Here is a 20,578-nt window from a genome sequence, read left to right on the forward strand (position 1 = left end):
ACCGAAGCCACGGCCCACGCGCTTCACTAGGTAGGTCCGACGGCCCGGCATATGCGGGCCGCCAAGGCCACCGGCGAAACCCGGCAGCCCCGGCAACCCACCGCAGTCACAGGCGAGTTCGCCGCCCACCCTGATCGGCGGCCGCCTCGCCCACCCCACGATCCGGCATCGGTGCCGCCAGCCACAAGGCGGCGCTCGAGGCGCACCACCACGACAGGCGCACACCGGGCGCTGCACGCCGCCACCGCACAACGCACCACGCAACGGACAATCAACACACAGTCACCATCCCGTAACCATCGGCGACGGGAACCTGTTGGGGGAGGCATGGACAACCTGTTCGGCGAACTTCGACTGGGACACCTGCGGTTGACGCCGCTGGGCGCGCGCCGCCGCACCAAGGTCACCGCGTCCCAAGCCGCCGCGGAGTACACCGGCCGCTGGGGCTGGACGGTCGCCACCGGCGCCCCGGCCGGCTCCGCCACCGCCCCGACCCGCTGTCCCTGCGGCTCCGACCGCTGCGCCGCGCCCGGCCTGCATCCCGTACCCGGCGGCGAGGACCGGTCCCGGGAGGCGCGCGCCGGGGGCTCGGTGCTGTTCCCCACCGGCCGCGCCTTCGACGTCCTGGACGTTCCCGAGCAGGCCGGACTGCAGGCGCTGGTCCGGCTGGAGCGGATGGGCACCCAGGTCGGCCCGGTGCTCGCCGCGCCCACCGGCCGGCTGCAGTTCCTGGTCGCCGCCGGCGCCGCCCGCCGGCTGCCCGACCTGCTCTACCGGATGGGCTGGGACGACGCCGCGCTCGACCTCACCTGCCACGGCGAGGGCAGCTACGTCGCCGCCCCGCCCACCGTGCTCGGCGCGCTCGGCCCGGTCCGCTGGCTGCGCCGCCCCACCCGCGACAACGCCGGCTGCCCGCCCGAGGCCCGGCTGCTGCTCGGCACCCTCGCCTACGCCTGCCACCGCGGCCGCGAGCGCACCGCCGAACCCGCCTGGCTCGCCTCGTAGGCCTCAGCGCGCCCCACCCGCCCCACGCGCCTCGGCGTGCGCCCCTCCAGCTCAGCACGCTCCTCCGCCCCGGCACGCTCCTCCGGTCCCGGGCGGCAACGCGAAAGGCCCGCCCCTCGCGGAGCGGACCCTTCGTGCGTACGGGGCCTCAGTCCCCGATCAGCGCGTCCACGAACGCGCCCGGCTCGAACGGCGCCAGGTCATCCGCACCCTCGCCCAGGCCGACCAGCTTGACCGGCACGCCCAGGTCGCGCTGGACCGCGACCACGATGCCGCCCTTGGCGGTGCCGTCCAGCTTGGTCAGCACGATGCCGGTGATGTCGACCACCTCGGCGAACACCCGGGCCTGGATCAGGCCGTTCTGGCCGGTGGTGGCGTCCAGCACCAGCAGCACCTCGTCCACCGGGCCGTGCTTCTCGACGACCCGCTTGACCTTGCCCAGCTCGTCCATCAGGCCGGTCTTGGTGTGCAGTCGGCCGGCGGTGTCCACCAGCACGGTGTCGGCGCCCTCGGCGATGCCCTCCTTGACCGCGTCGAACGCGATCGAGGCCGGGTCACCGCCCTCCGGTCCGCGCACGGTGCGCGCACCGACCCGCTCGCCCCAGGTCTGCAGCTGGTCGGCGGCGGCGGCCCGGAAGGTGTCGGCGGCGCCGAGCACCACCTTGCGGCCGTCGGCGACCAGGACGCGGGCGAGCTTGCCGGTGGTGGTGGTCTTGCCGACGCCGTTGACGCCGACCACCAGGACCACGGCCGGCCCCTCCGCGTGCTTGGTGGAGCGGACGGTGCGGTCGGCGTCCTTGCCGATCAGCTCGACGAGCTCCTCGCGCAGCAGGGCGCGCAGTTCGTCGGGCGTCCGGGTGCCGAGCACCTTCACCCGGGTGCGCAGCCGCTCGACCAGCTCCTGGGTGGGGGCCACGCCGACGTCGGCGGTCAGCAGGGTCTCCTCGATCTCCTCCCAGGTGTCCTCGTCCAGGTGCTCGCGGGAGAGCAGCGAGAGCAGGCCCTTGCCGAGCGAGTTCTGCGAGCGGGAGAGCCGGGAGCGCAGCCGGACCAGCCGGCCCGCGGTGGGCTCGGGGACCTCGACGGCGGGTGCCGTCTCGGCCTCGGCGGCCTCGACCTCGACCTCGGTCGGGGCCGTGGCCGGGGCTCCGGTCGAGGCTTCGGTCGGAGCCTCGGTCTCGGGGAGCTGCACCTCCTCGACGGTGCGGCGGGGCTCCTCGGTCGGCGGCGCGGCCTCCTCGCCGACCTGGGGCTCCTGCGGGGTGGTCGGCGGCGCCGTGATGACCGGCGACTGCGACTTCGGGGGCAGTTGCTGGCGTCGTCTGCCGGAAACGACGAGGCCGGCGATCGCGCCGATGGCGACCACGGCGATGACTACGGCAAGGATCACGTATTCCATAACTGCTCCAGTATCCGCGACCGGAGCCCGGATGGACCGCAGCCGCCCTACGCCGATGCGGTACGGACGGCCTCCGGCCGCTCCCGGCGTCCTCCTCCGGACCGGCGGCCGGGAGGTGCCCCGACGCGCAGCCGCTGGCTGATCACCTGTGAGATGCCGTCGCCCTTCATGGTCACGCCGTAGAGGGCGTCCGCGGACTCCATGGTCAGCTTCTGGTGGGTGATCACGATCAGCTGGGAACTCTCCCGCAGCTCCTCCATGATCCCGACCAGCCGGCGCAGGTTGGTCTCGTCAAGCGCCGCCTCCACCTCGTCCATCACGTAGAACGGGCTGGGCCTGGCCTTGAAGATCGCCACCAGCAGTGCCACCGCGGTCAGCGAGCGCTCGCCGCCGGACAGCAGCGACAGCCGCTTGACCTTCTTGCCCGGTGGGCGGGCCTCCACCTCGACGCCGGTGGTGAGCATGTGGTCGGGGTCGGTCAGCACCAGCCGCCCCTCGCCGCCGGGGAACAGCCGGGCGAAGACGCCCTCGAACTGGACGGCGGTGTCGTGGTAGGCCGAGGCGAACAGCTGCTCGACCCGCTCGTCCACCTCCCGGACGATGTCCAGCAGGTCGCGCCGGCTGCGCTTGAGGTCGTCCAGTTGTTCCCCGAGGAACTGGTGGCGCTCCTCCAGCGCCGCGAACTCCTCCAGCGCCAGCGGGTTGACCTTGCCCAGTTGCTGGTACGCCTTCTCGGCCGCCCTGAGCCGCTTCTCCTGCTCGGCCCTGTCGTACGGGCGCGGCTCGCCCGGTTCCCCTCCTTCTTCCGGGGTCGACGGCGGGACGGGCTGGTCCGGCCCGTAGGTGGCGAGCAGTTCGCCGCCGTCGATGCCGAACTCCTCCAACACCCGGGCCTCCAACTGCTCGATCCGCAGCCGCTTCTCGGCCCGCAGCACCTCGTCCCGGTGGCCGGCGTCGACCAGTTTGTCCAGTTCCTCCTTGAGGCCGCGGCCGTGCTCGCGGTGCGCCCGCAGTTCGGTCTCGCGTTCGGCGCGCGCCTGCTCGACCGCCGCCCGCCCGGCGTCCGCGCGGGACAGCGACACCTCCAGGCAGGCCAGCAGCTGCCGGGCGCCCGCCGCGACGGCGTTCGCCACCCCGGCGTCGTACTCGGCGCGTCGGCGGCGCTCGGCGGCCCGGGCGCGCGCCTCGCGCTCGGCACGGGCGGCCCGGTCCAGCTGGTCCGCCCGGCCGGCGAGCGCGCGGACCCGCTCCTCGTGGGTGCGCACCGCGAGCCTGGCCTCCAGCTCGGCCTGCCGGGAGCCGGTGGCGGCCTCGGCCAGCCGCTGCTGCTCGGCGGTGTCCGGCTCGTCCTCCCCGGCGTCCTCCGAGTCCTCGGCCGCGGCCAAGCGTTCGGCCAACTCCTCTGCGGTGGCAAGGAGTTCCACCAGGCCCTGGTCGGCCCGCGCGGCGGCGGCGGACAGCCGCTCGGCCTCGCCGGCGGCGGCCCTGGCCTGCCCGCCGAGGCGGCCGAGCGCGCCCGCCACCTGGGCGCGCTCCTTCTCCTGCCGCCGCCACTGCTCGGCGAGTTGCTCCACGAAGGCGGCCGACTCCCGTCGCTGCTCGGCGAGTTCGGCCAGGTGTACGGCCGACTCGGCACAACGGAGGGTGAGTTCGGCGATCGCCCGGGCGGCCTCCTCGACCGCCGCCCGGATCTCCAGCAGGCTCGGCACACTGTCCGAGCCGCCCTGCGCGAAGTCGGCGCCGAGCCGGTCCCCGGCGGCGGTGACGGCGGTCAGCCCGGGGTGGTCGGCGACCAGCCGCAGCGCCTCGTCGAGGGTGTCGACGACCGCCACCCGGGCCAGCAGGCCCCGCGCGGCGCCGACCAACCCGGCCGGCCCGTCGACGAGTTCGGCGGCCCAGCGGGCTCCGTCCGGCAACTCCCCGACGCCGGCGAGCGGTTCACCGGCACCCGCGATCGGCAGCGCGGCCCGGCCGGCACCCTCGATCAGCAGCGCGGCCCGGCCGGCATCCTCGGCGCGCAGCAGCCGCAGCGCCTCGGCGGCGGTGCCGGGCGAGTCGACGGCGACCGCGTCGGCGGCCGCGCCGAGCGCCGCCGCCACCGGCACCTCGTACCCGGGGGCGATCCGCAGCAGCGCGGCCGCGGGGCCGCGCAGTCCGCTCAGCCGCTCCCCCGCGTCGAGCAGGGCGCCGGTGCCGTCCTTGCGGCGCAGTCCGAGGGAGAGCGCCTCGTGCCGCGCGGTGAGCCCGGCCCGTTCGCGCTCGGCGGCGCCGGCCGCCTCCCGGGCGGCGGCGAGGTCGCGTTCGACGGCGGCGAGCCGCTCCCGGGCCTCCTGGTGGGCGGCCTCGGCCTGCTCGTCGTCCCCGGCGGGGCCGCCGACCTGCCGCTGGAGCTCCTCGTACTCGGCCTGGGCGGCCTCGGCCCGCAGCAGCGCCTCGCCGCCGGCCTCGGTCAGCCGGCCGATCTCCGCTTCGGCGGAGGCCGCCTTGGAGCGGGCGGCGGCGGCCTGCCCCTGCAACCGGGCCAGGCCCTCCCGGCGGTCCGCGATGGCCCGGGCGGCGTCCCGCAGGCGACGCTCCTCGGTGGCGAGCCCGCGCTCCAGTTCGCTCCTGCGTTCGACCGCCTCGGCCAGCGCGTACTGCGCCTCCTCCAGCGCCTCGGCCAGCGCGGCCTCGTCCTCGCGGACCCGCGCGGCCTCCCGTTCCAGTTCCTCGGGATCGCGGCCGCGCCGCTCCTCGGCCTGCCCGCCCGCGGCGGCGTGCCGGGCGCGGGCCTCGGCCAACCCGATGGTGCCGCGGGTGCGCTCGGCGAGGGCGGAGAGCCGGTACCAGGTCTGCCGGGCGGCCTCCAGGCTCGGGCCGAGCTGCTGGACCTGCGCCTCCAGCACGGCCTCGCGCTGGACGACACCGGCCAGTTCCTGCTCGACGGTGGTGCGGCGCAGCCGCAGTGCCAGCTCGTCGGCGATCTCGGCCTCGACGGCCTGCCGGAGGGCCAGCAGGTCGTCGGCGAGCAGCCGCAGCCGGGCGTCGCGCAGGTCGGCCTGGATGCCGGCGGCGCGGCGGGCGATCCTGGCCTGCCGGCCGAGCGGTCCGAGCTGGCGGCGCAGTTCTGCCACCAGGTCCTGGACGCGGTTGAGGTTGACCTGCATCGCGTCCAGCTTCCGCAGCGCCTTCTCCTTGCGCTTGCGGTGTTTGAGGACGCCGGCCGCCTCCTCGATGAAGGCGCGGCGGCCCATCGGGTCGGCGTGCAGGACGGAGTCCAGCTGGCCCTGGCCGACGATGACGTGCATCTCGCGGCCGATGCCGGAGTCGGAGAGGAGCTCCTGGATGTCCAGCAGGCGGCAGGTCTCGCCGTTGAGCGCGTACTCGCTGCCGCCGTTGCGGAACATGGTCCGGGTGATGGTCACCTCGGAGTAGTCGATCGGCAGGGCGCCGTCGGCGTTGTCGATGGTGAGGCTGACCTCGGCCCGGCCGAGCGGGGCGCGCCCGCTGGTCCCGGCGAAGATGACGTCCTCCATCTTGCCGCCGCGCAGCGATTTGGCGCCCTGCTCCCCCATCACCCAGGACAGCGCGTCGACGACGTTCGACTTGCCGGAGCCGTTCGGGCCGACCACGCAGGTGATGCCGGGCTCGAAGCGCAGGGTGGTGCTGGAGGCGAAGGACTTGAACCCGCGCAGCGTCAGACTCTTCAGGTGCACGCGGCCGGTCTCCTCGTCGCTCGCCAGGGCCCGGGGCCTGTCGTCAACGGCGACTGTATCCCCGGCGGGCCGTGCGTCCCGGGCCCGGACACGACGAAGGGACGCCACAACCGGGCGTCCCTTGCAAGCTGCGTCCCTTTCGGAGCGGCTCAGTGCACAGCGGCGTCGATCTGCGAGGACCGGGCGGGACTCAGGTGAGAGCCGGCTCCCGCTGATCCAGATCGATGCTGTTGAGCAGCGAGTGCCCGTCAGCGACAGCGGCGAGCGCGTCGTTCTCGGCCTGCATCCGAAGGAGCTCGGATTCAAGGTCCTGGACGCGCTGCTGAAGCCGTCGCATCTCGGAGAGCATTCGCGGGTCGGGGCCGCCGACGTACCCGAGAAGCGCCTTTGCCATGATGAATGGTCCTCCACGCTGAGTGACCGAACCGGAACGGTACAGGTCTAGGGGGAAGGGGGACGCACGCGCGGCGCGTCACCGGTAGTGCTGGCTGGGCACTTACGGCACAACCATCGTGAGCTGGGCTCACGAGGGCAGACGCCTGCCGGGAAAACGCGGTCGTGTGCGCGGGTTTCCAGCGTCTCACCAAAGACGGAAAGGGTCAACACGATCACCGCACGCTACCGCGACCCTGTCACCTGCCTGGCGGTGTCGTCACGCCTGGGGGCCTCGGGCCGGGTCCACCAGCTGCTCGTGGATCATCGTTCGATGCGGAGTCAACCACGAGTCTGCCCGAATGGCAACCGCATGACACCGGCAGTTGCCGATCAGTTCCGGCCCGCGCGGGTGTGGCCGGGCTCAACGGATCTCGAAGCCCTCGTAGCCGGGGCCCACGGCCGTCCAGATCTCGGTGACGCCGCTGACCTCGCCCGGGGTGCCCGGGCCGCGCAGCAGGTCCAGCAGCAGTTCGCAGTCGGCGGCCAGTCCCTCGGCGACCACCTGCACCCGGCCGTCCCCGAGGTTGCTCGCGTAGCCGGTCAGGCCGGTCTCCAGCGCCCGTGCCCTGGTCCACCAGCGGAACCCGACCTGCTGGACCTTCCCCCGGACCCAGGCGGTCACCCGGACCGGTTCCTCACTGTGGGCGTCGCGACCGTGCATGCCCCGAGCCTAAGGCGTGTCCGGCGGTCACAGCTCCACGGGGCCGTCGACCACGCGGAGCGGCCCCGCCGGAGGAAGTCCGGCGGGGCCGCAGGGGTGTCGCGGTGGGGCTCAGCGGGTCACCAGTCGCCGCCGCCGAAGTCGCCGCCGCCACCGAAGTCCCCGCCACCGAAGCCGCCGCCGTCGCCGAAGCCACCGCTGAAGTCGGAGGAGTTGAAGTCGGCGCCGGTGAAGTCGCCGCCCTCGTGCTGGTCCTGGTAGCCCTGGTCCATCATCGGCGCCGCGGCGTAGGCCGGGCTGCTGATCATCGAGCCGAGCATGGTGCCGACCAGCAGGCCCGGCAGCAGGCCGCCGCCGAATCCGCCGAAGTAGCCGCCCGCCCAGGGGGCGTAGGCCGGGCCGGCGTTCCAGTACGGCTGCGGGCCGTGCTCGGTCTCGACGGTGCGGATGGCCGGGTCGAGGCCGGCGGCCAGCCGGTCCGCGTCGGACCGGCAGACCGGGACGGTGCGGGCGGCGCCGTCGGCCGGGGCCCAGTCGACGTCCTTGACCGAGGGGCCGTGGCGCGGGTCGAAGAAGCACGGGGGACGGCGCTCGGGCACCGGGCGCTTCTCCCGCCGGGCGGCCAGGGTGGCCAGCGCGAACCGGCCGTCCTCCAGCGCCTCGGTGACCGGCTTGACGTCGTCCGGCCGCTTGGCCTCGTCCATCAGCCGCTTGGCCTTCTCGTACGAGTCCAGGGCGTGGGTGTAGTCGGTGCGCTGGGTGTCGTCGGCGTCGGTCGCGGCCGGGTTGAAGTCGAGCCGGTCCAGCTCCTCGCCGAAGGCGGTGATGTCCTCGTCGACCACCCGGCGCAGCTGCTCCAGCTCGGCCCGGGCCTGCTCCTCCTTGCGCGCCTTGGCGCGGCGGAAGAGGAGGAAGACACCGGCGCCGGCCAGCGCGATCAGCACGACCGGGATGACCACCCAGGCGATCGAGGTGCTGTGGTTCACCCCGGTGCCCTTGGCCTGCGGGGCGGCGCTGTCGACGAACTCGTTCAGGGTGGCGTCGATGTCGCCGTTGTGGGAGCGGAAGGCGGCGCCGGCGATCCGCTCGGCGCTGCCCTTCGCCATCGCACCGAGGTCGGCCTTGGCCGCGAACTGGTCACCGCGCCAGACCGCGTAGGCGCCGTCGATGCCGACCTTGGTGCGCAGGTCGTTGAAGACGGTCCGCTCGCCGTAGGGGGCGCTGGCCGGGACGACCGCGACGAAGATCGGCTTGTCGGCCTTCTTGATCTTCTCGGTCAGGGCGTCGGCCTGGCTCTGGCTGAATCGGCTGGCCATCGCCGGGTCGACGTAGACCCGGCCCTGCTTCAGGGTGGAGGCCGCGTCGTCCAGCCCGCCCGCGGCCGAGGCCGCCGGTGCGAGCAGGAGCAGCAGCCCCAGCAGCGCCGCCACCAGGGCAAGCGGCCCGGCGCCCCGGGAACGTCGTGCAAGGGTTCTCATGCCCTCGACGCTACCCCGACGGGCGTCAAGGCACGGCATACCCTTCGCATACTGGTAGTGACAAGATTCCCCGCCGACCGCCGGGGCCGCGCCCCTCCTCGGGGATGATGTTTCCCCCACTCGCCCCTGATGCGGGCGGTGCGCGGGAACCGCGGCCGGCGCCCGGACGTACGTCCCGGCGGGCCCAGGGTGTTCCGGGCGGTGCGCCGACCGTACCGCGCGGACGGGCATAGTGGTCCCGGACCACTGGTCCCATTACCTGTTCTTGACCCATCTCCCGATCGGAGCACCCGGTGATCATCGGCCTCGTCACCGCCGTGGCGGCATCCGCCTGCTACGGCACCGGCTCAGTCCTCCAGGCCGTCGGATCCCGCCGCTCCGCGCGCGAGGAGGCCGCCAAGGGCGCCTCCGGTGCCACCACCGAGCACGGCGGGCCGAGCCTGTCCTCCACCGCGAAGGCTGCCGTCACCTGGGAGTTCATCGTCGGCACGGTGCTCGACCTGATCGGCTTCGGGCTGGGCGCGCTGGCCGCGCGGCTGCTGCCGCTGTTCCTCTCGCAGACCATCATCAGCGCCAACCTGGTGATCACCGCGGTGCTGAGCATCAAGCTGCTCGGCATCCGGCTCAAGCAGTTGGAGTGGGCCTCGATCGGCGTGCTCTGCTCGGCGCTGGTGCTGCTGGCCGTCTCGGCGGGCCCGGAGGGCGGCCACCACGCGTCGATGGCCTTCCACTGGGGCCTGCTGCTGGTCACCACCGTGCTGCTGGTCGGCGGCGGCCTGCTGGTGCGGCGGATGGGCTCCAAGGGCGCGATCGTCGCCGGTCTGCTCTCCGGCCTGGGCTTCGGCGCGCTGGGCGTCGGCGTGCGCATCCTGAACGGCATCGACCCGTTCGACCTCGCCAAGCTGCTCTCCGACCCGGCGCTGTACGCGATCCTGGTCGGCGGCATCGGCGGCATGTACGTGCACACCGTGGCGCTGCAGATCGGCTCGGTGAACGGCGCGACGGCAGCGCTGGTGGTCGGAGAGACGGTGCTGCCCGGCGCGATCGGCGTGCTCTGGCTCGGCGACTCCTCCAAGTCCGGCCTGGGCTGGCTCGGCGTGGTCGGCTTCCTGCTCGCGGTGGTGTCCGCGGTCGGGGTCGCCTACTTCGGCCAGGACACCCACGGCTCCCCCGGCGAGGCGGCGGCCGACCAGCCGGAACTCGCCAAGCACTGAGCTCCCCGGCCCCCGCTCCCTGCCCCTGCTGTCAGCCCCCGCTGCGGACCCGCGGCACCCGCTGGCAGCGGGGGCAGAAGTAGCTGGAGCGGTTCATCCAGGCGGCCCGCCGGATCGGGGTGCCGCAGCGGCGGCAGGGCTCGTGCTCGCGGCCGTACGCGTCGAGGTCGCGGGAGAAGTAGCCGCTCTCGCCGTTCACGTTGACGTACAGGCTGTCGAAGCTGGTGCCGCCGACGGCGAGCGCCGCCGTCATCACCTCGCGGGCGTTCGCCAGCAGTTCGGCGGCCTGCGGGCGGGTGAGCGTCGCGGTCGGGCGGTCGTAGTGCAGCCGGGAGCGCCAGAGCGCCTCGTCGGCGTAGATGTTGCCGACCCCGCTGATCAGCGTCTGGTCGAGCAGCGCCCGCTTCACGGTGGTGCGCTTGGCCCGCAGCGCGGCCGCGAAGGCGACGTCGTCGAAGCGCGGGTCGAGCGGGTCGCGGGCGATGTGCGCGATGGAGAGCGGCGTGCCCTCCGGGTCGCCGTCCTCGGCCTCCTCGACCGCGAGGCCGCCGAAGGTCCGCTGGTCGACGAAGCGCAGTTCGCGCCCGCCGTCGGCGAACCGCAGCCGCACCCGCAGGTGCGTCTCGTCGGGTACGGACGGGTCCTGGACGAGGAGTTGGCCGCTCATGCCGAGGTGGCCGATCAGCGAGAAGCCCGCGCCGGACCCCGCCAGCGGCACCCACAGGTACTTGCCGCGCCGCTGCGCGGTGCCGAGGGTGGTACCGGTCAGCCGGGCGGTGAAGTCGGCGGCGCCGGCGGGCTGGCGGCGCACCGCGCGCGGGTGCAGCACCTGGACGTCGGCGACGGTCCGCCCGGCGACCCAGTTCGCCAGACCGCGGCGGACGACCTCGACCTCGGGAAGTTCGGGCACGGGAACAGGCCTCCTGCGGAAGGGATCAGCAGGAGGAAGGCTACTGCTCCCTCACGCCCCGGCGGGCAGCCGGTCGGCGTACTTCTCCTTGATCGCCCGCCAGGCGCTCTCGGCGGCCTTCTGCTCGGCCTCCTTCTTCGAACGGCCGACGCCGCTGCCGAAGTCCTCGCCGGCCACCCGGGCCGCCGCGGTGAAGGTCTTCTCGTGGTCCGGACCGGACTCCATGACCACGTACTCGGGCACCCCGATGCCCACCGAGGCGGTGAGCTCCTGGAGGCTGGTCTTCCAGTCCAGGCCTGCGCCCAGCTGGGAGGACTCCTCGATCAGCGGGTCGAACAGCCGGTGGACGAACTCGGTGGCCGCGTCCAGACCCTGGTCCAGGTAGACGGCTCCGATCACGGCCTCGACCGTGTCGGCGAGGATCGACGACTTGTCGCGGCCGCCGGTGCCCTCCTCGCCCTTGCCGAGCCGGATGAACGTGCCGAGTTCCAGGCCCCGGCCGACGTCCGCGAGCGCGCGGGAGTTCACCACCGCGGCGCGCAGCTTGGCGAGCGTGCCCTCCGGCACGTCCGGGTGGACGCGGTAGAGGGTGTCGGTCACCACGAGGCCCAGCACCGAGTCGCCGAGGAACTCCAGGCGCTCGTTGGTGGGCAGGCCCCCGTTCTCGTACGCGTACGAGCGGTGGGTCAGGGCACGCACCAGAAGGGCGCGCTCGAGTGTGTACCCGAGGCGCCCTTCCAGGACGTCGTATTCGGTCGAAGCCGGCCCACCGGCCCTGCCACCGCCCAAAGAGGAACCCTTCGGGGCGGAGGACGCCTTGCGGGTGGAGTTACCGTCCGACATCGATCCGTGCACCCCGCCGATCAGACCGAGAGGACCTGGCGACGGTTGTACGTGCCGCAGCTCGGGCACGCGATGTGACCCAGCTTCGGCTCGTGGCAGCGGTCGCACGCCACGAGGGCCGGAACAACGGCCTTCCAGTTGGACCGACGGTGGCGCGTGTTGCTGCGCGACATCTTCCGCTTCGGAACAGCCACGGCTACTTCTCCTGGTTCTCGGCGAGACCCTCACGGGTGTCGCTGTTCTTGATCCCGTCACCCTCGTCGCCGGGGGCGGCGGAGAGTCCCTGCAGAGCCGCCCACCGGGGGTCGGCGGCGTCGTGGTGGTGCGTCGGGTCGTCGCTCAGGCGCGCTCCGCATTCGGAGCACAGGCCCAGGCAGTCTTCCTGGCACACCGGCTGCAGCGGCAGTGCGAGCACCACCGCGTCACGCAGCACCGGCTGGAGGTCGAAGAAGTCGCCCTCCAGACGGTAAGTATCTTCTTCCGAGTCCTCGTCGAGGTCCTCGGCCCCGGCGGTCCGGGCGCGGTGACGCTCGTCGGACTCCGGGTAGTAGTACAGCTCCTGGAAGTCGACGTCGAGGTCGTCCTCGACGGGCTCCAGGCACCGGGCGCACTCGCCCTCGACCTGGGCCTCGGCGGTGCCGGTGACCAGCACGCCCTCGACCACGGACTCCAGGCGGAGCTCCAGCCGGAGCTCGCTCTTCTCGGGGACGCCGATCACGTCAATGATCCCCAGGCCCGCGGGGGCCTCCAGAGTGCGGGACACCTTGCGCAGCGAGCCCGGGCGACGTCCCAGCTCGTGCGTGTCGAACACGAGGGGGTCGCGGTGGTCGAGGCGGTTCAAGGTGTCCTGACTTCCATGGGGAATCTTCGATCGCGGTGCCTCCGCACCAGCGGTGCGCGGGCAAGCCGACAGTCCGACACGAAAAGGCCGGAGTGGTCAGCCTACCGGAGTCTCCCGCCAGGCCCAACTTCGCTCCCGTCAGGAGCTTGCGCCGGGCCCGAGCGGAGCCGGCTCAGCGGCCGCCCAGCTCCCGGAGCCGGGTCATGTCGATCATGCTGGTGTCGAAGAAGCTGGTCTCGTCCAGGCCCGGCTGCTGTTGCTGTTGCTGTTGCGGCACGGCCGGCGGGGCGGCGGGCTGCTGCGGGTAGGTGTAGGCGTCGTACTGCTGCGCGCCGTAACCCGGCTGCTGCTGGTGCGGATAGCCGTAGTCCCCGTGCTGCTGCTGGGCCGCGTAGTCCGGCTGCTGCTGCGGGTAGCCGTCCGCGGCGCCCTGCTGCTGGTGCCCCCACTGGGCACCGTACGGGTCGCCCTGGCCGGCCGGGTCGTAGCCGCCGGCGTACACCTCGGCGTACTGCCCCTGCTGCTGCCCGCCCTGCTGCTGGGCGGCCGCGTACTGGTCGACGCCGGGGGCCTGCCAGCCCGCCGCGGCCGGGGTCTGCTCCGGCCAGGTCTGCTGCTGCGGGACGTCCTCGCGGTACCAGGCGATGTCGTCGCCGTTGGCGTCGCCGTCCGTGGCGAAGCCGGCGGCCACCGCCTCGGCCCGCTCCTTGGCCTGCTGCGCCTCGTCGGCGGCGGCCAGGTAGGCGCCCAGCTCGTCGATCGGCCGCTTGCCGAGTAGCTTGTCGCGGCCCTTGCCGACCGCCTCCAGGGTGGCGCTGAGGACGTTCTCCAGCGTGGCGAGCTTCACATCGACGTACTCGTCGACCTCGGGGCTGGGGGTGATCCGCTGCGGCTGGAACTCCTCGCCGTCCGTCTCGCCGTCGAAGTCGGTCTCGAAGACGCTGGAGTCACCGCGCAGCTTGGTCCGGCCGCGGCCGACGGCGCCGAGCGTCTTGGTCAGCACGACCTCGAAGTTGGCGAGCTTGCTGTCCACGTAGTCGTCGGCCTCGGCGCGCTTGGCCTCGACCTCGCCACGGGCCTCGGCGAGGATCCGGTCGGCCTCGGCCTGGGCCCGGCGGACCACCTCGGTGTCCGAGATCAGCGAGCCGCGCTCGGCGTGTGCACCCTGGATGATCCGGTCGGCCTCGGCCTGGGCCCCGGCCACCACCTGCTCGTGGTCGGCCATCATCGACTGGGCCTGGGCGAGTTCGGCGGGCAGCTCCGCCTTGAGGGCGTTGAGCAGGCCGACGAGCTCGGCCCGGTTCACCACGCAGGAGGCCGACATCGGCATCGAGCGGGCGTTCTCGACCGCCGCGACGATCTCGTCGACCTTGTTCTGCACGTCCACGGGGCTTCGTCTTTCCGTGTGCCGCCGACGGTCCGGCGGAGGCAGGCCCGACGCGGTGAACCTCACCGCAGGGGCAGGAATACAGACTGTACGGCCACCGCGCGGCGAGGTCACAACGCCCGAGCCGAACCGGTCGACCGGGCAACGGACAAGTCATGACGAACCGGCAGAAACGGACGGCCGCCCCGCAGCCACCGCCGCTCCCGCCTACTGCTGGGCCTTGCGCTCCGCGATCCGCTCGACCAGCCGCCGGTGCACCGTCTCCGGCAGCAGGTGGGAGACGTCCCCGCCGTACGAGGCGACCTCCTTGACCAGCGTCGAGGAGAGGAAGCTGTACGTCGGGGAGGTCGGCACGAACAGCGTCTCCACCCCGGACAGGCCGTGGTTCATCTGGGCCATCTGCAACTCGTAGTCGAAGTCGCTGACCGCGCGCAGGCCCTTGATGATCGCGGGGATCCCGCGCTCCCGGCAGAAGTCCACCAGCAGGCCGTGGTACGACTCGACCACCACGTTCCCGAAGTCCGCGGTGACCTCCTCGATCAGGCCGATCCGCTCCTCGACGCTGAACATGCCCTGCTTGTTGCGGTTGATCAGGACCGTGATGTGCACGACGTCGTACAGCTTCGAGGCCCGCCCGATGATGTCGAGATGACCGTTGGTGATCGGGTCGAACGAACCGGGACAGACGGCGCGGCGCATGGCGTGGGTGCTCCCTCGGGGGGTGACGGCTGCTGCGGGCCTCGGCCCGCTACTCGTGCTGGCTGGTCTCGGCGGCGGCGCGACCGTACCAGAGCGTGCCCTCGCCGTAGCGGCGCGAGCGCAGCACCTCGAAGCCCTCGGGCCAGCCGAACTCGCCGCCACGGGTGCTGCGCTCCACGGTGACGAGTGCGTCCTCCGCGAGCCAGCCCCCGGCCAGGAGTGTGATCAGCATCTCGCGCAGCTCGTCGTCCGTCACGGCGTACGGCGGATCGAGGAAGACCAGGTCGTACGGGGTCTGCGGGGGCGGGCCCGCGAGCACCTGCTCGGCCCTGGTGGCCTTCACCTCCACGCCGGGCAGGCCGATCGTGCGGACGTTCTCCCGGATCACCCGGGCCGCCTGGCCGTCCGCCTCGACCAGCAGGACGTGCTCGGCGCCGCGCGACAGCGCCTCCAGGCCGACCGCGCCCGATCCGCCGAACAGGTCGAGCATCCGGGCCCCGTGCAGGGTGCCGCGCAGCGCCTCCAGGGTGGAGAACATCGCCTCACGGGCCTTGTCGGAGGTCGGGCGGGTGCCCCGGCCTGGCGGTACGGCCAGCCGGCGGCCGCCGGCCAGCCCGGCGATCACGCGGGTCATGGTGGGGGAAGGTCCTTTCGTCGCTGCCCGACCACGCTATACGGGTCGAGGCCCCACCGACGGATCGGTGGGGCCTCGGGGTCACGGCTCAGCTCGCCCCGGAGACCGTCCCAGCCGGCCCCGGGGCGCCTCTCAGCTCGCCTTTCAGCTCGCCTCGGAGCCCGCCGGCGGGACCGGGGCGGCCGCGCCGAGCAGCGCCGGCGAGGCGTAGCGGGACCAGGACAGGCAGCCGTCAGGCGGGCAGAACTCGGGGCGGCGCGGGTCGTGCCCGAGCTCGCGCAGCTTGGTGCGGACGGAGTCGGGGGTGCGGCCGAAGCGGGCGGCGATCCGGGCGATGGTCTCGCCGTCGTGGAAGCGCCGGACCAGCTCCTCCTCGTGCTGCGGGACCCAGGGGGCGCCGTGGCCGGGGTACAGCTCGCGCAGCACGTCACGGTCGGGGATGGGCTCGGAGACGTCGGCGACGATCGCCAGCGCCCGCAGCGCGCGGTTGAGCGCGATCCGTAGCGAGGCGACGTCCTCGACCGGCAGGCGGAGCTTGCCCGAGGCGAGCGGCTGGGCGGCCGCCCCCTCGCGCCAGCCGGTCAGGGTGAGGGTGACCTCGCGGTCGTCGTCGCTGGCGAGTTCGATCCGAAAGACCTTGTCGCCCAGCGGGAGCTCGTTGAGATGACGGAATGCCATGGCAGGACCCCCAAATGTCGTGCCAGGTACGCACCTTGGGGGTGCGCCCTGAACACCTTCATTCTCTCGCGGGGGTCTGACAATTCCGGGGCCGGCGGCGGCCGCTCAGCCCTTCTCCATGTAGGCCGCGCGGTCCTCGTCGAGCAGGCTCTCCAGCGCGGTGCGCAGCTCCGGGTGGGCGGCCAGCTCGCGGTCCTCGGCGACCAGCCGGGTGGCCTCCGTCCGGGCGGTGAGGATGACCTCCTCGTCCGCCAGCACCGAGAGCACCTTGAGCGAGGACTTCACCCCGGACTGCGCCTGGCCCAGCACGTCGCCCTCGCGGCGCTGTTCGAGGTCGATCCGGGACAGCTCGAAGCCGTCCAGGGTGCCGGCCACCGCGTCCAGCCGGGCCCGGGCGGCGCTGCCCGCGGGCATGTCGCTGACCAGCAGGCACAGGCCCGCGGCGCTGCCGCGGCCGACCCGGCCGCGCAACTGGTGGAGCTGGGAGACGCCGAAGCGGTCGGCGTCCATGATGACCATCGCGGTCGAGTTGGGGACGTTGACGCCGACCTCGATGACGGTGGTGGCGACCAGCACGTCCACCTCGCCGGCCGTGAACCGGCGCATCACCTCGTCCTTGGCCTCCGGGGCCAGCCGGCCGTGCAGGATCTCCACCCGCAGGCCCTGCAACGGCCCCTCGACCAGCTTCCCGGCGGTCTCCACCACCGAGAGCGGGGGCCGCCGTTCGTCGCTCCCGGCACCGGCGTCGGCGACGTCCTCCAGGTCCTCCTCGGCCGCCTTCCGCTTCTTCTTCGGCTCGGCGGCGGGCTCCTCGTCCCCGATCCGGGGGCAGACCACGTACGCCTGGTGGCCCTTGGCGACCTCCTCGCGCACGCGCTCCCAGGCCCGGGTGAGGAAGTTGGGCTTCTCCAGCGCGGGGACGACGTGGGTGGAGATCGGCGAGCGGCCGGCCGGCAGCTGGTCGAGGACGGAGGTCTCCAAGTCCCCGAAGACGGTCATCGCGACGGTGCGCGGGATCGGGGTGGCGGTCATCACCAGCAGGTGCGGCGGCTGTTCGCCCTTGGCGCGCAGGGCGTCCCGCTGTTCGACGCCGAAGCGGTGCTGCTCGTCGACCACGACCAGGCCGAGGTCCTGGAACTGGACCTTGTCCTCGATCAGCGCGTGGGTGCCGATGGCGATGCCCGCGTCGCCGCAGGCCATGTCGAGCAGCGCCTGGCGGCGGGCCGGGACGCCCATGGAGCCGGTCAGCAGCACCACCCGGGTGCCGAGGTCGGAGCCGCCGAGCATGCCGCCCTCCGCCAGGTCTCCCATCATCTCGACGATCGAGCGGTGGTGCTGCTGGGCCAGCACCTCGGTGGGCGCGAGCAGCACCGCCTGGCCGTCCGCGTCGACCACGGCGAGCATGGCGCGCAGCGCGACCAGGGTCTTGCCGGAGCCGACCTCGCCCTGGAGCAGCCGGTGCATCGGGTGCTCGCTCGCGAGGTCGGCGGCGATCTCGGCGGACACCTTCTGCTGGCCCTCGGTGAGGGTGAACGGCAGCCGGGCGTCGAAGGCGTCCAGCAGGCCGCCCACGCGGGCCCGGCGCGGGACGGCGGGCAGTGCGGACTCGGCGGCCCGGCGCTGGGCCAGGGCGACCTGGAGGACGAAGGCCTCGTCCCAGCGCAGCCGGCTCTGGGCGAGCTCGCGGTCGGCCTGGCCGCGCGGGCGGTGGATCAGCTCCAGCGCCTCGGGCAGCGGGATCAGCCCGTGCCGCTCGCGCAGTTCGGCGGGCAGCGGCTCGCCGACGTCGCCCAGGTGCTTGGTGAGGGCCGTCTCGATGCAGATCGACAGCTTCCAGCTGGGCATCTGCGCGCTGGCGCCGTAGACCGGGATGAGCCGGCCGGCGAACTGCCGGGCGGCGTCCGACCCGGCCTCCTCGTCGAGCAGCTGGTAGTCCGGCGAGACCAGCTGGCGGCTGCGGTTGAAGACGCCGACCTTGCCCGCGAACAGGCCCTGGGCGCCGGACTTGAGCTCCTTCTGCCGCCAGCCCTGGTTGAAGAAGACCAGCGAGAGCCGGCTGCGGCCGTCGGTGACGACGACCTCCAGCCGGTCGCCCTTGCGGCCGCGGAACGGGATCAGGGTGACCTTCTCGATCCGGGCCAGCACGGTGACGTGCTCGTCGATCTCCAGCTCGTCCAGGCTGGTGAGCTGGCCGCGTTCGACGTAGCGGCGCGGATAGTGGTGCAGCAGGTCCCCGACCGTGCGCAGCTTGAGGCTGTCGGCGAGCACCTTCGCGGTGCGGTCGCCGACGAGTTTGGTCAGTGGTTCATCGAGAGCGCCCATCAGGCCCCTGTCTACACCACGGGGCCGACATTCCGGGCCCCGCGGCGTGCCCTACTCCACCCCGATGAGCAGCGGCGCGGACTCCTGGCCGCCGTGGAAGACCACCGCGTCGACCTCGGGCCGCCGGTGCCGGGCGTGCGCCACCAGGCGGTCGGCGAGCGCCTCGTCGGCGCCCTCGCCGAGGACCAGGGTGACGAGTTCGCCGCCCGCGCCGAGCATCCGGTCCAGCACGCTCGCCCCGACCTCGGCCAGCCCGGTACCGATCACCGCGACGTCGCCGTCGATCAGGCCGAGCACGTCCCCGGCCTGGCAGACCCCGGCCATCGTCCAGGACTCCCCCTCGGCCACGGCGAGTTCGGCGTACCGGGTGGCGCCGGCCGCGGAGGTCATGGCGACCACGTCCTCGTCGAAGCGGCGGCCGCCCTCGTGCACCGCGAGCGCCGCCAGGCCCTGCACCGGCGAGCGGGTCGGCAGCACGGCGATCCGCACGCCCTCCTCGCGCAGCTGGTCGGCGGCGGCCCCGGCGGCGGCGCGCAGTTCGGGGTCGTTGAGCAGCAGGACGACCTCGCGGGCGGCCGAGCGGCGCACGGCGGCGGCGAGTTCGGCACTGGCCGGCGGGCGGTCCGGGTCGGCGTGCAGGGCGACGGCGCCGGCCTGCTCGCACAGCTCGGCCAGCCCCCCGCCGGACACCACGCAGAGCACCGCGCGGGCCCGTTCCCGGCGTTCGCCGCGCTCGGCGGCGCTGCCGGCCCGGGCGGCGGCCTCGGCGAAGTGCGTGATCCGGATCTGGTGCGGCCGCCCGGCCTCGACCCCGGCCTCGACGGCGGCGCCCGCGTCGTCCACGTGGACGTGCACGTTCCACAGGCCGTCGCCGCCGCCGACCACCAGGGAGTCGCCGAGCGCTCCGAGCCGCTCGCGCAGCGCGGGCAGGGCCTCGTCGGGCGCGTCGAGCAGGTAGATCACCTCGAACGCGGGGTGGCCGGGGCCCGGCGGCCTCAGGTGCACCGCACAGCTCTCGACCTCCCGGACGTCCCCTCGCAGTGCGACCGGGCCCATCGGCTGCTGCCCGGCGACGGCGTCGGCGAGCGCGCCGAGCACGGCGACCAGGCCGCGCCCACCGGCGTCCACGACCCCGTTCTCGGCCAGCACGGCGAGTTGTTCGGGAGTGTGCCGCAGCGCGTCCCGGGCGGCCCGGTAGGCGGTGTCGGCGACCTGCGCGAGCCCGTCCCCGGCCCGGACAGCCTCCCGGGCCGCGACCCGGGCGACGGTCAGCAGGGTGCCCTCGACGGGCTCCGCGACGGCCTGGTAGGCGGAGTCGGCGGCCCGTTGCAGGGCGGCCCGCAGCTGGTCGGCGCCGCCGCCCTCGGCGAGCGTCTCGGCGGTGCCGCGCAGCCACTGGGCGAGGATCACCCCGGAGTTGCCGCGGGCGCCGACCAGCGCGCCGCGGGCCATCGCCCGTGCGGTGTCGGCCAGGCCGGGGGCCGGGTCGGCGGCGGGGTCGGCGAAGCGGCTCTCCACCTCGGCGGCGGCGGACTCGACGGTCAGGTAGAGGTTGGTGCCGGTGTCGCCGTCCGGGACGGGATAGACGTTGAGCGCGTCGATCTCCTCGCGGGCCTGGCCGAGCGCACGCAGGGCGAGCTGGCACCAGGTGCGCACGGCCGGGGCGTCGAGCGTGTGCAGCACCAGGTCTCCTCCGGGTGGGACGCCGCGACGGCCTGCGGGGCAGCAGCACGGCCAAGGCCGCGGCGAGGGGTGATACCGGCAGGTTATCGGGGGCCGGGGAGGGTCGCCCGGACCGGCGACCGGAGCGATCACCCTGCCGGACATGGTAGTTTCGTTGAACCGGAACAGGCGTTGTATGCTCTTCCGGTTGCCTGGAACAATCCAGGCTCACCCCTCGGTCCGGTCAGGTTCACGCGAGTGCTCCGCTGGTCCAGCGGGGTTGTCGAACGTAAATGATCTGAAGTCTTGGAGTGACTCCTGTGGCTGCCAACTGCGACGTCTGCGGCAAGGGGCCGGGCTTCGGCAACAGCATCTCCCACTCGCACCGCCGTACCCCCCGTCGTTGGAACCCCAACATTCAGACGGTGCGCGCTGTGATTGGGCGGACGCCGAAGCGGCTCAACGTCTGCACCTCGTGCATCAAGGCCGGTAAGGTCTCGCGCTGACGCGCAGACCGGCATGCCGGTCCTCCAGTGAAGCCGGTTCATCCTCGGATGAACCGGCTTCACTGTTTTTCCTGCCGCGCTTTCCGGCCGCCGCTCTCCCGCCGCTGTTGTCCCGCCGCACCCGTGTTTCCCGCCACACCCGTGGTGGTGGGGGGGGCCCGGGGGGCCGCCCACCGCGGGGGAGGCCCCAACGGCCGAGGGGGGGGTCC

General features: G+C 73.5%; 18 protein-coding genes. 3 read left to right on the top strand and 15 right to left on the bottom strand.

Features of this window, described 5'->3' with window-relative positions:
- The first annotated feature begins 327 nt into the window (after window positions 1-327).
- Window positions 328-1,005 carry a bifunctional DNA primase/polymerase gene (locus tag ACFVHI_RS18660; RefSeq protein ID WP_063347686.1) on the top strand — a complete coding sequence of 226 codons (678 nt, stop codon included), beginning with the start codon at window positions 328-330 and terminating at the stop codon, window positions 1,003-1,005.
- Window positions 1,006-1,153: 148 nt separating this feature from the next.
- On the opposite strand, the gene ftsY is transcribed toward ACFVHI_RS18660, so the two are convergent.
- From ftsY to ACFVHI_RS18685, 5 genes are all read right to left on the bottom strand, one after another.
- Entirely contained in the window at window positions 1,154-2,404 is a 1,251-nt protein-coding gene (gene ftsY, locus ACFVHI_RS18665; protein WP_063347687.1) for a signal recognition particle-docking protein FtsY, read from the bottom strand.
- Between the two features lie 47 nt (window positions 2,405-2,451).
- Window positions 2,452-6,099 carry a chromosome segregation protein SMC gene (gene smc, locus ACFVHI_RS18670; protein WP_380340644.1) on the bottom strand — a complete coding sequence of 1,216 codons (3,648 nt, stop codon included), beginning with the start codon at window positions 6,097-6,099 and terminating at the stop codon, window positions 2,452-2,454.
- 190 nt (window positions 6,100-6,289) lie between these two features.
- The gene (locus ACFVHI_RS18675; protein ID WP_063347689.1) at window positions 6,290-6,493 is read right to left on the bottom strand and encodes a hypothetical protein; all 204 of its coding nucleotides are present in this window, start codon (window positions 6,491-6,493) and stop codon (window positions 6,290-6,292) included.
- 402 nt (window positions 6,494-6,895) lie between these two features.
- A complete protein-coding gene (locus ACFVHI_RS18680) occupies window positions 6,896-7,195 on the bottom strand; it encodes an acylphosphatase (protein ID WP_063347690.1) in 300 nt (99 codons plus the stop codon).
- A gap of 119 nt (window positions 7,196-7,314) precedes the next feature.
- Window positions 7,315-8,673 carry a hypothetical protein gene (locus ACFVHI_RS18685; protein WP_380340648.1) on the bottom strand — a complete coding sequence of 453 codons (1,359 nt, stop codon included), beginning with the start codon at window positions 8,671-8,673 and terminating at the stop codon, window positions 7,315-7,317.
- 293 nt (window positions 8,674-8,966) lie between these two features.
- Between ACFVHI_RS18685 and ACFVHI_RS18690 the strand changes: the two genes are divergently transcribed.
- Window positions 8,967-9,887 carry a hypothetical protein gene (locus ACFVHI_RS18690; protein WP_063347692.1) on the top strand — a complete coding sequence of 307 codons (921 nt, stop codon included), beginning with the start codon at window positions 8,967-8,969 and terminating at the stop codon, window positions 9,885-9,887.
- Between the two features lie 31 nt (window positions 9,888-9,918).
- On the opposite strand, the gene mutM is transcribed toward ACFVHI_RS18690, so the two are convergent.
- The 10 genes from mutM to ACFVHI_RS18740 form a co-directional block, all read right to left on the bottom strand.
- Window positions 9,919-10,797 carry a bifunctional DNA-formamidopyrimidine glycosylase/DNA-(apurinic or apyrimidinic site) lyase gene (gene mutM, locus ACFVHI_RS18695; RefSeq protein WP_063347693.1) on the bottom strand — a complete coding sequence of 293 codons (879 nt, stop codon included), beginning with the start codon at window positions 10,795-10,797 and terminating at the stop codon, window positions 9,919-9,921.
- 51 nt (window positions 10,798-10,848) lie between these two features.
- Entirely contained in the window at window positions 10,849-11,640 is a 792-nt protein-coding gene (gene rnc / locus ACFVHI_RS18700) for a ribonuclease III (RefSeq protein ID WP_079135603.1), read from the bottom strand.
- A 20-nt stretch (window positions 11,641-11,660) separates the two neighbouring features.
- Entirely contained in the window at window positions 11,661-11,834 is a 174-nt protein-coding gene (gene rpmF, locus ACFVHI_RS18705) for a 50S ribosomal protein L32 (RefSeq protein ID WP_030056747.1), read from the bottom strand.
- Window positions 11,835-11,836: 2 nt separating this feature from the next.
- A complete protein-coding gene (locus tag ACFVHI_RS18710; RefSeq protein WP_063347695.1) occupies window positions 11,837-12,481 on the bottom strand; it encodes a DUF177 domain-containing protein in 645 nt (214 codons plus the stop codon).
- A 172-nt stretch (window positions 12,482-12,653) separates the two neighbouring features.
- Window positions 12,654-13,868, bottom strand: coding sequence for a cell division initiation protein (locus tag ACFVHI_RS18715; RefSeq protein ID WP_380340653.1), 1,215 nt, complete (start codon window positions 13,866-13,868; stop codon window positions 12,654-12,656).
- A gap of 207 nt (window positions 13,869-14,075) precedes the next feature.
- Window positions 14,076-14,567, bottom strand: a complete 492-nt coding sequence (gene coaD, locus ACFVHI_RS18720) for a pantetheine-phosphate adenylyltransferase (protein ID WP_063347697.1) — start codon at window positions 14,565-14,567, stop codon at window positions 14,076-14,078.
- 49 nt (window positions 14,568-14,616) lie between these two features.
- Window positions 14,617-15,201, bottom strand: a complete 585-nt coding sequence (gene rsmD / locus ACFVHI_RS18725) for a 16S rRNA (guanine(966)-N(2))-methyltransferase RsmD (protein ID WP_063347698.1) — start codon at window positions 15,199-15,201, stop codon at window positions 14,617-14,619.
- Between the two features lie 144 nt (window positions 15,202-15,345).
- On the bottom strand, window positions 15,346-15,879 hold the full coding sequence (locus ACFVHI_RS18730) for a hypothetical protein (protein WP_063347699.1): 534 nt from the start codon (window positions 15,877-15,879) through the stop codon (window positions 15,346-15,348).
- A 105-nt stretch (window positions 15,880-15,984) separates the two neighbouring features.
- Window positions 15,985-18,201 (bottom strand): ATP-dependent DNA helicase RecG, encoded by a 2,217-nt coding sequence (gene recG / locus ACFVHI_RS18735; protein WP_380340658.1) that lies wholly within the window; start codon window positions 18,199-18,201, stop codon window positions 15,985-15,987.
- 51 nt (window positions 18,202-18,252) lie between these two features.
- Entirely contained in the window at window positions 18,253-19,884 is a 1,632-nt protein-coding gene (locus ACFVHI_RS18740) for a DAK2 domain-containing protein (protein ID WP_380340661.1), read from the bottom strand.
- A gap of 299 nt (window positions 19,885-20,183) precedes the next feature.
- Between ACFVHI_RS18740 and rpmB the strand changes: the two genes are divergently transcribed.
- Window positions 20,184-20,369, top strand: coding sequence for a 50S ribosomal protein L28 (gene rpmB / locus ACFVHI_RS18745; RefSeq protein WP_014138233.1), 186 nt, complete (start codon window positions 20,184-20,186; stop codon window positions 20,367-20,369).
- Window positions 20,370-20,578 lie beyond the last annotated feature (209 nt).

The organism is Kitasatospora sp. NPDC127121 (assembly GCF_042677305.1).
Lineage (GTDB): Bacteria > Actinomycetota > Actinomycetes > Streptomycetales > Streptomycetaceae > Kitasatospora.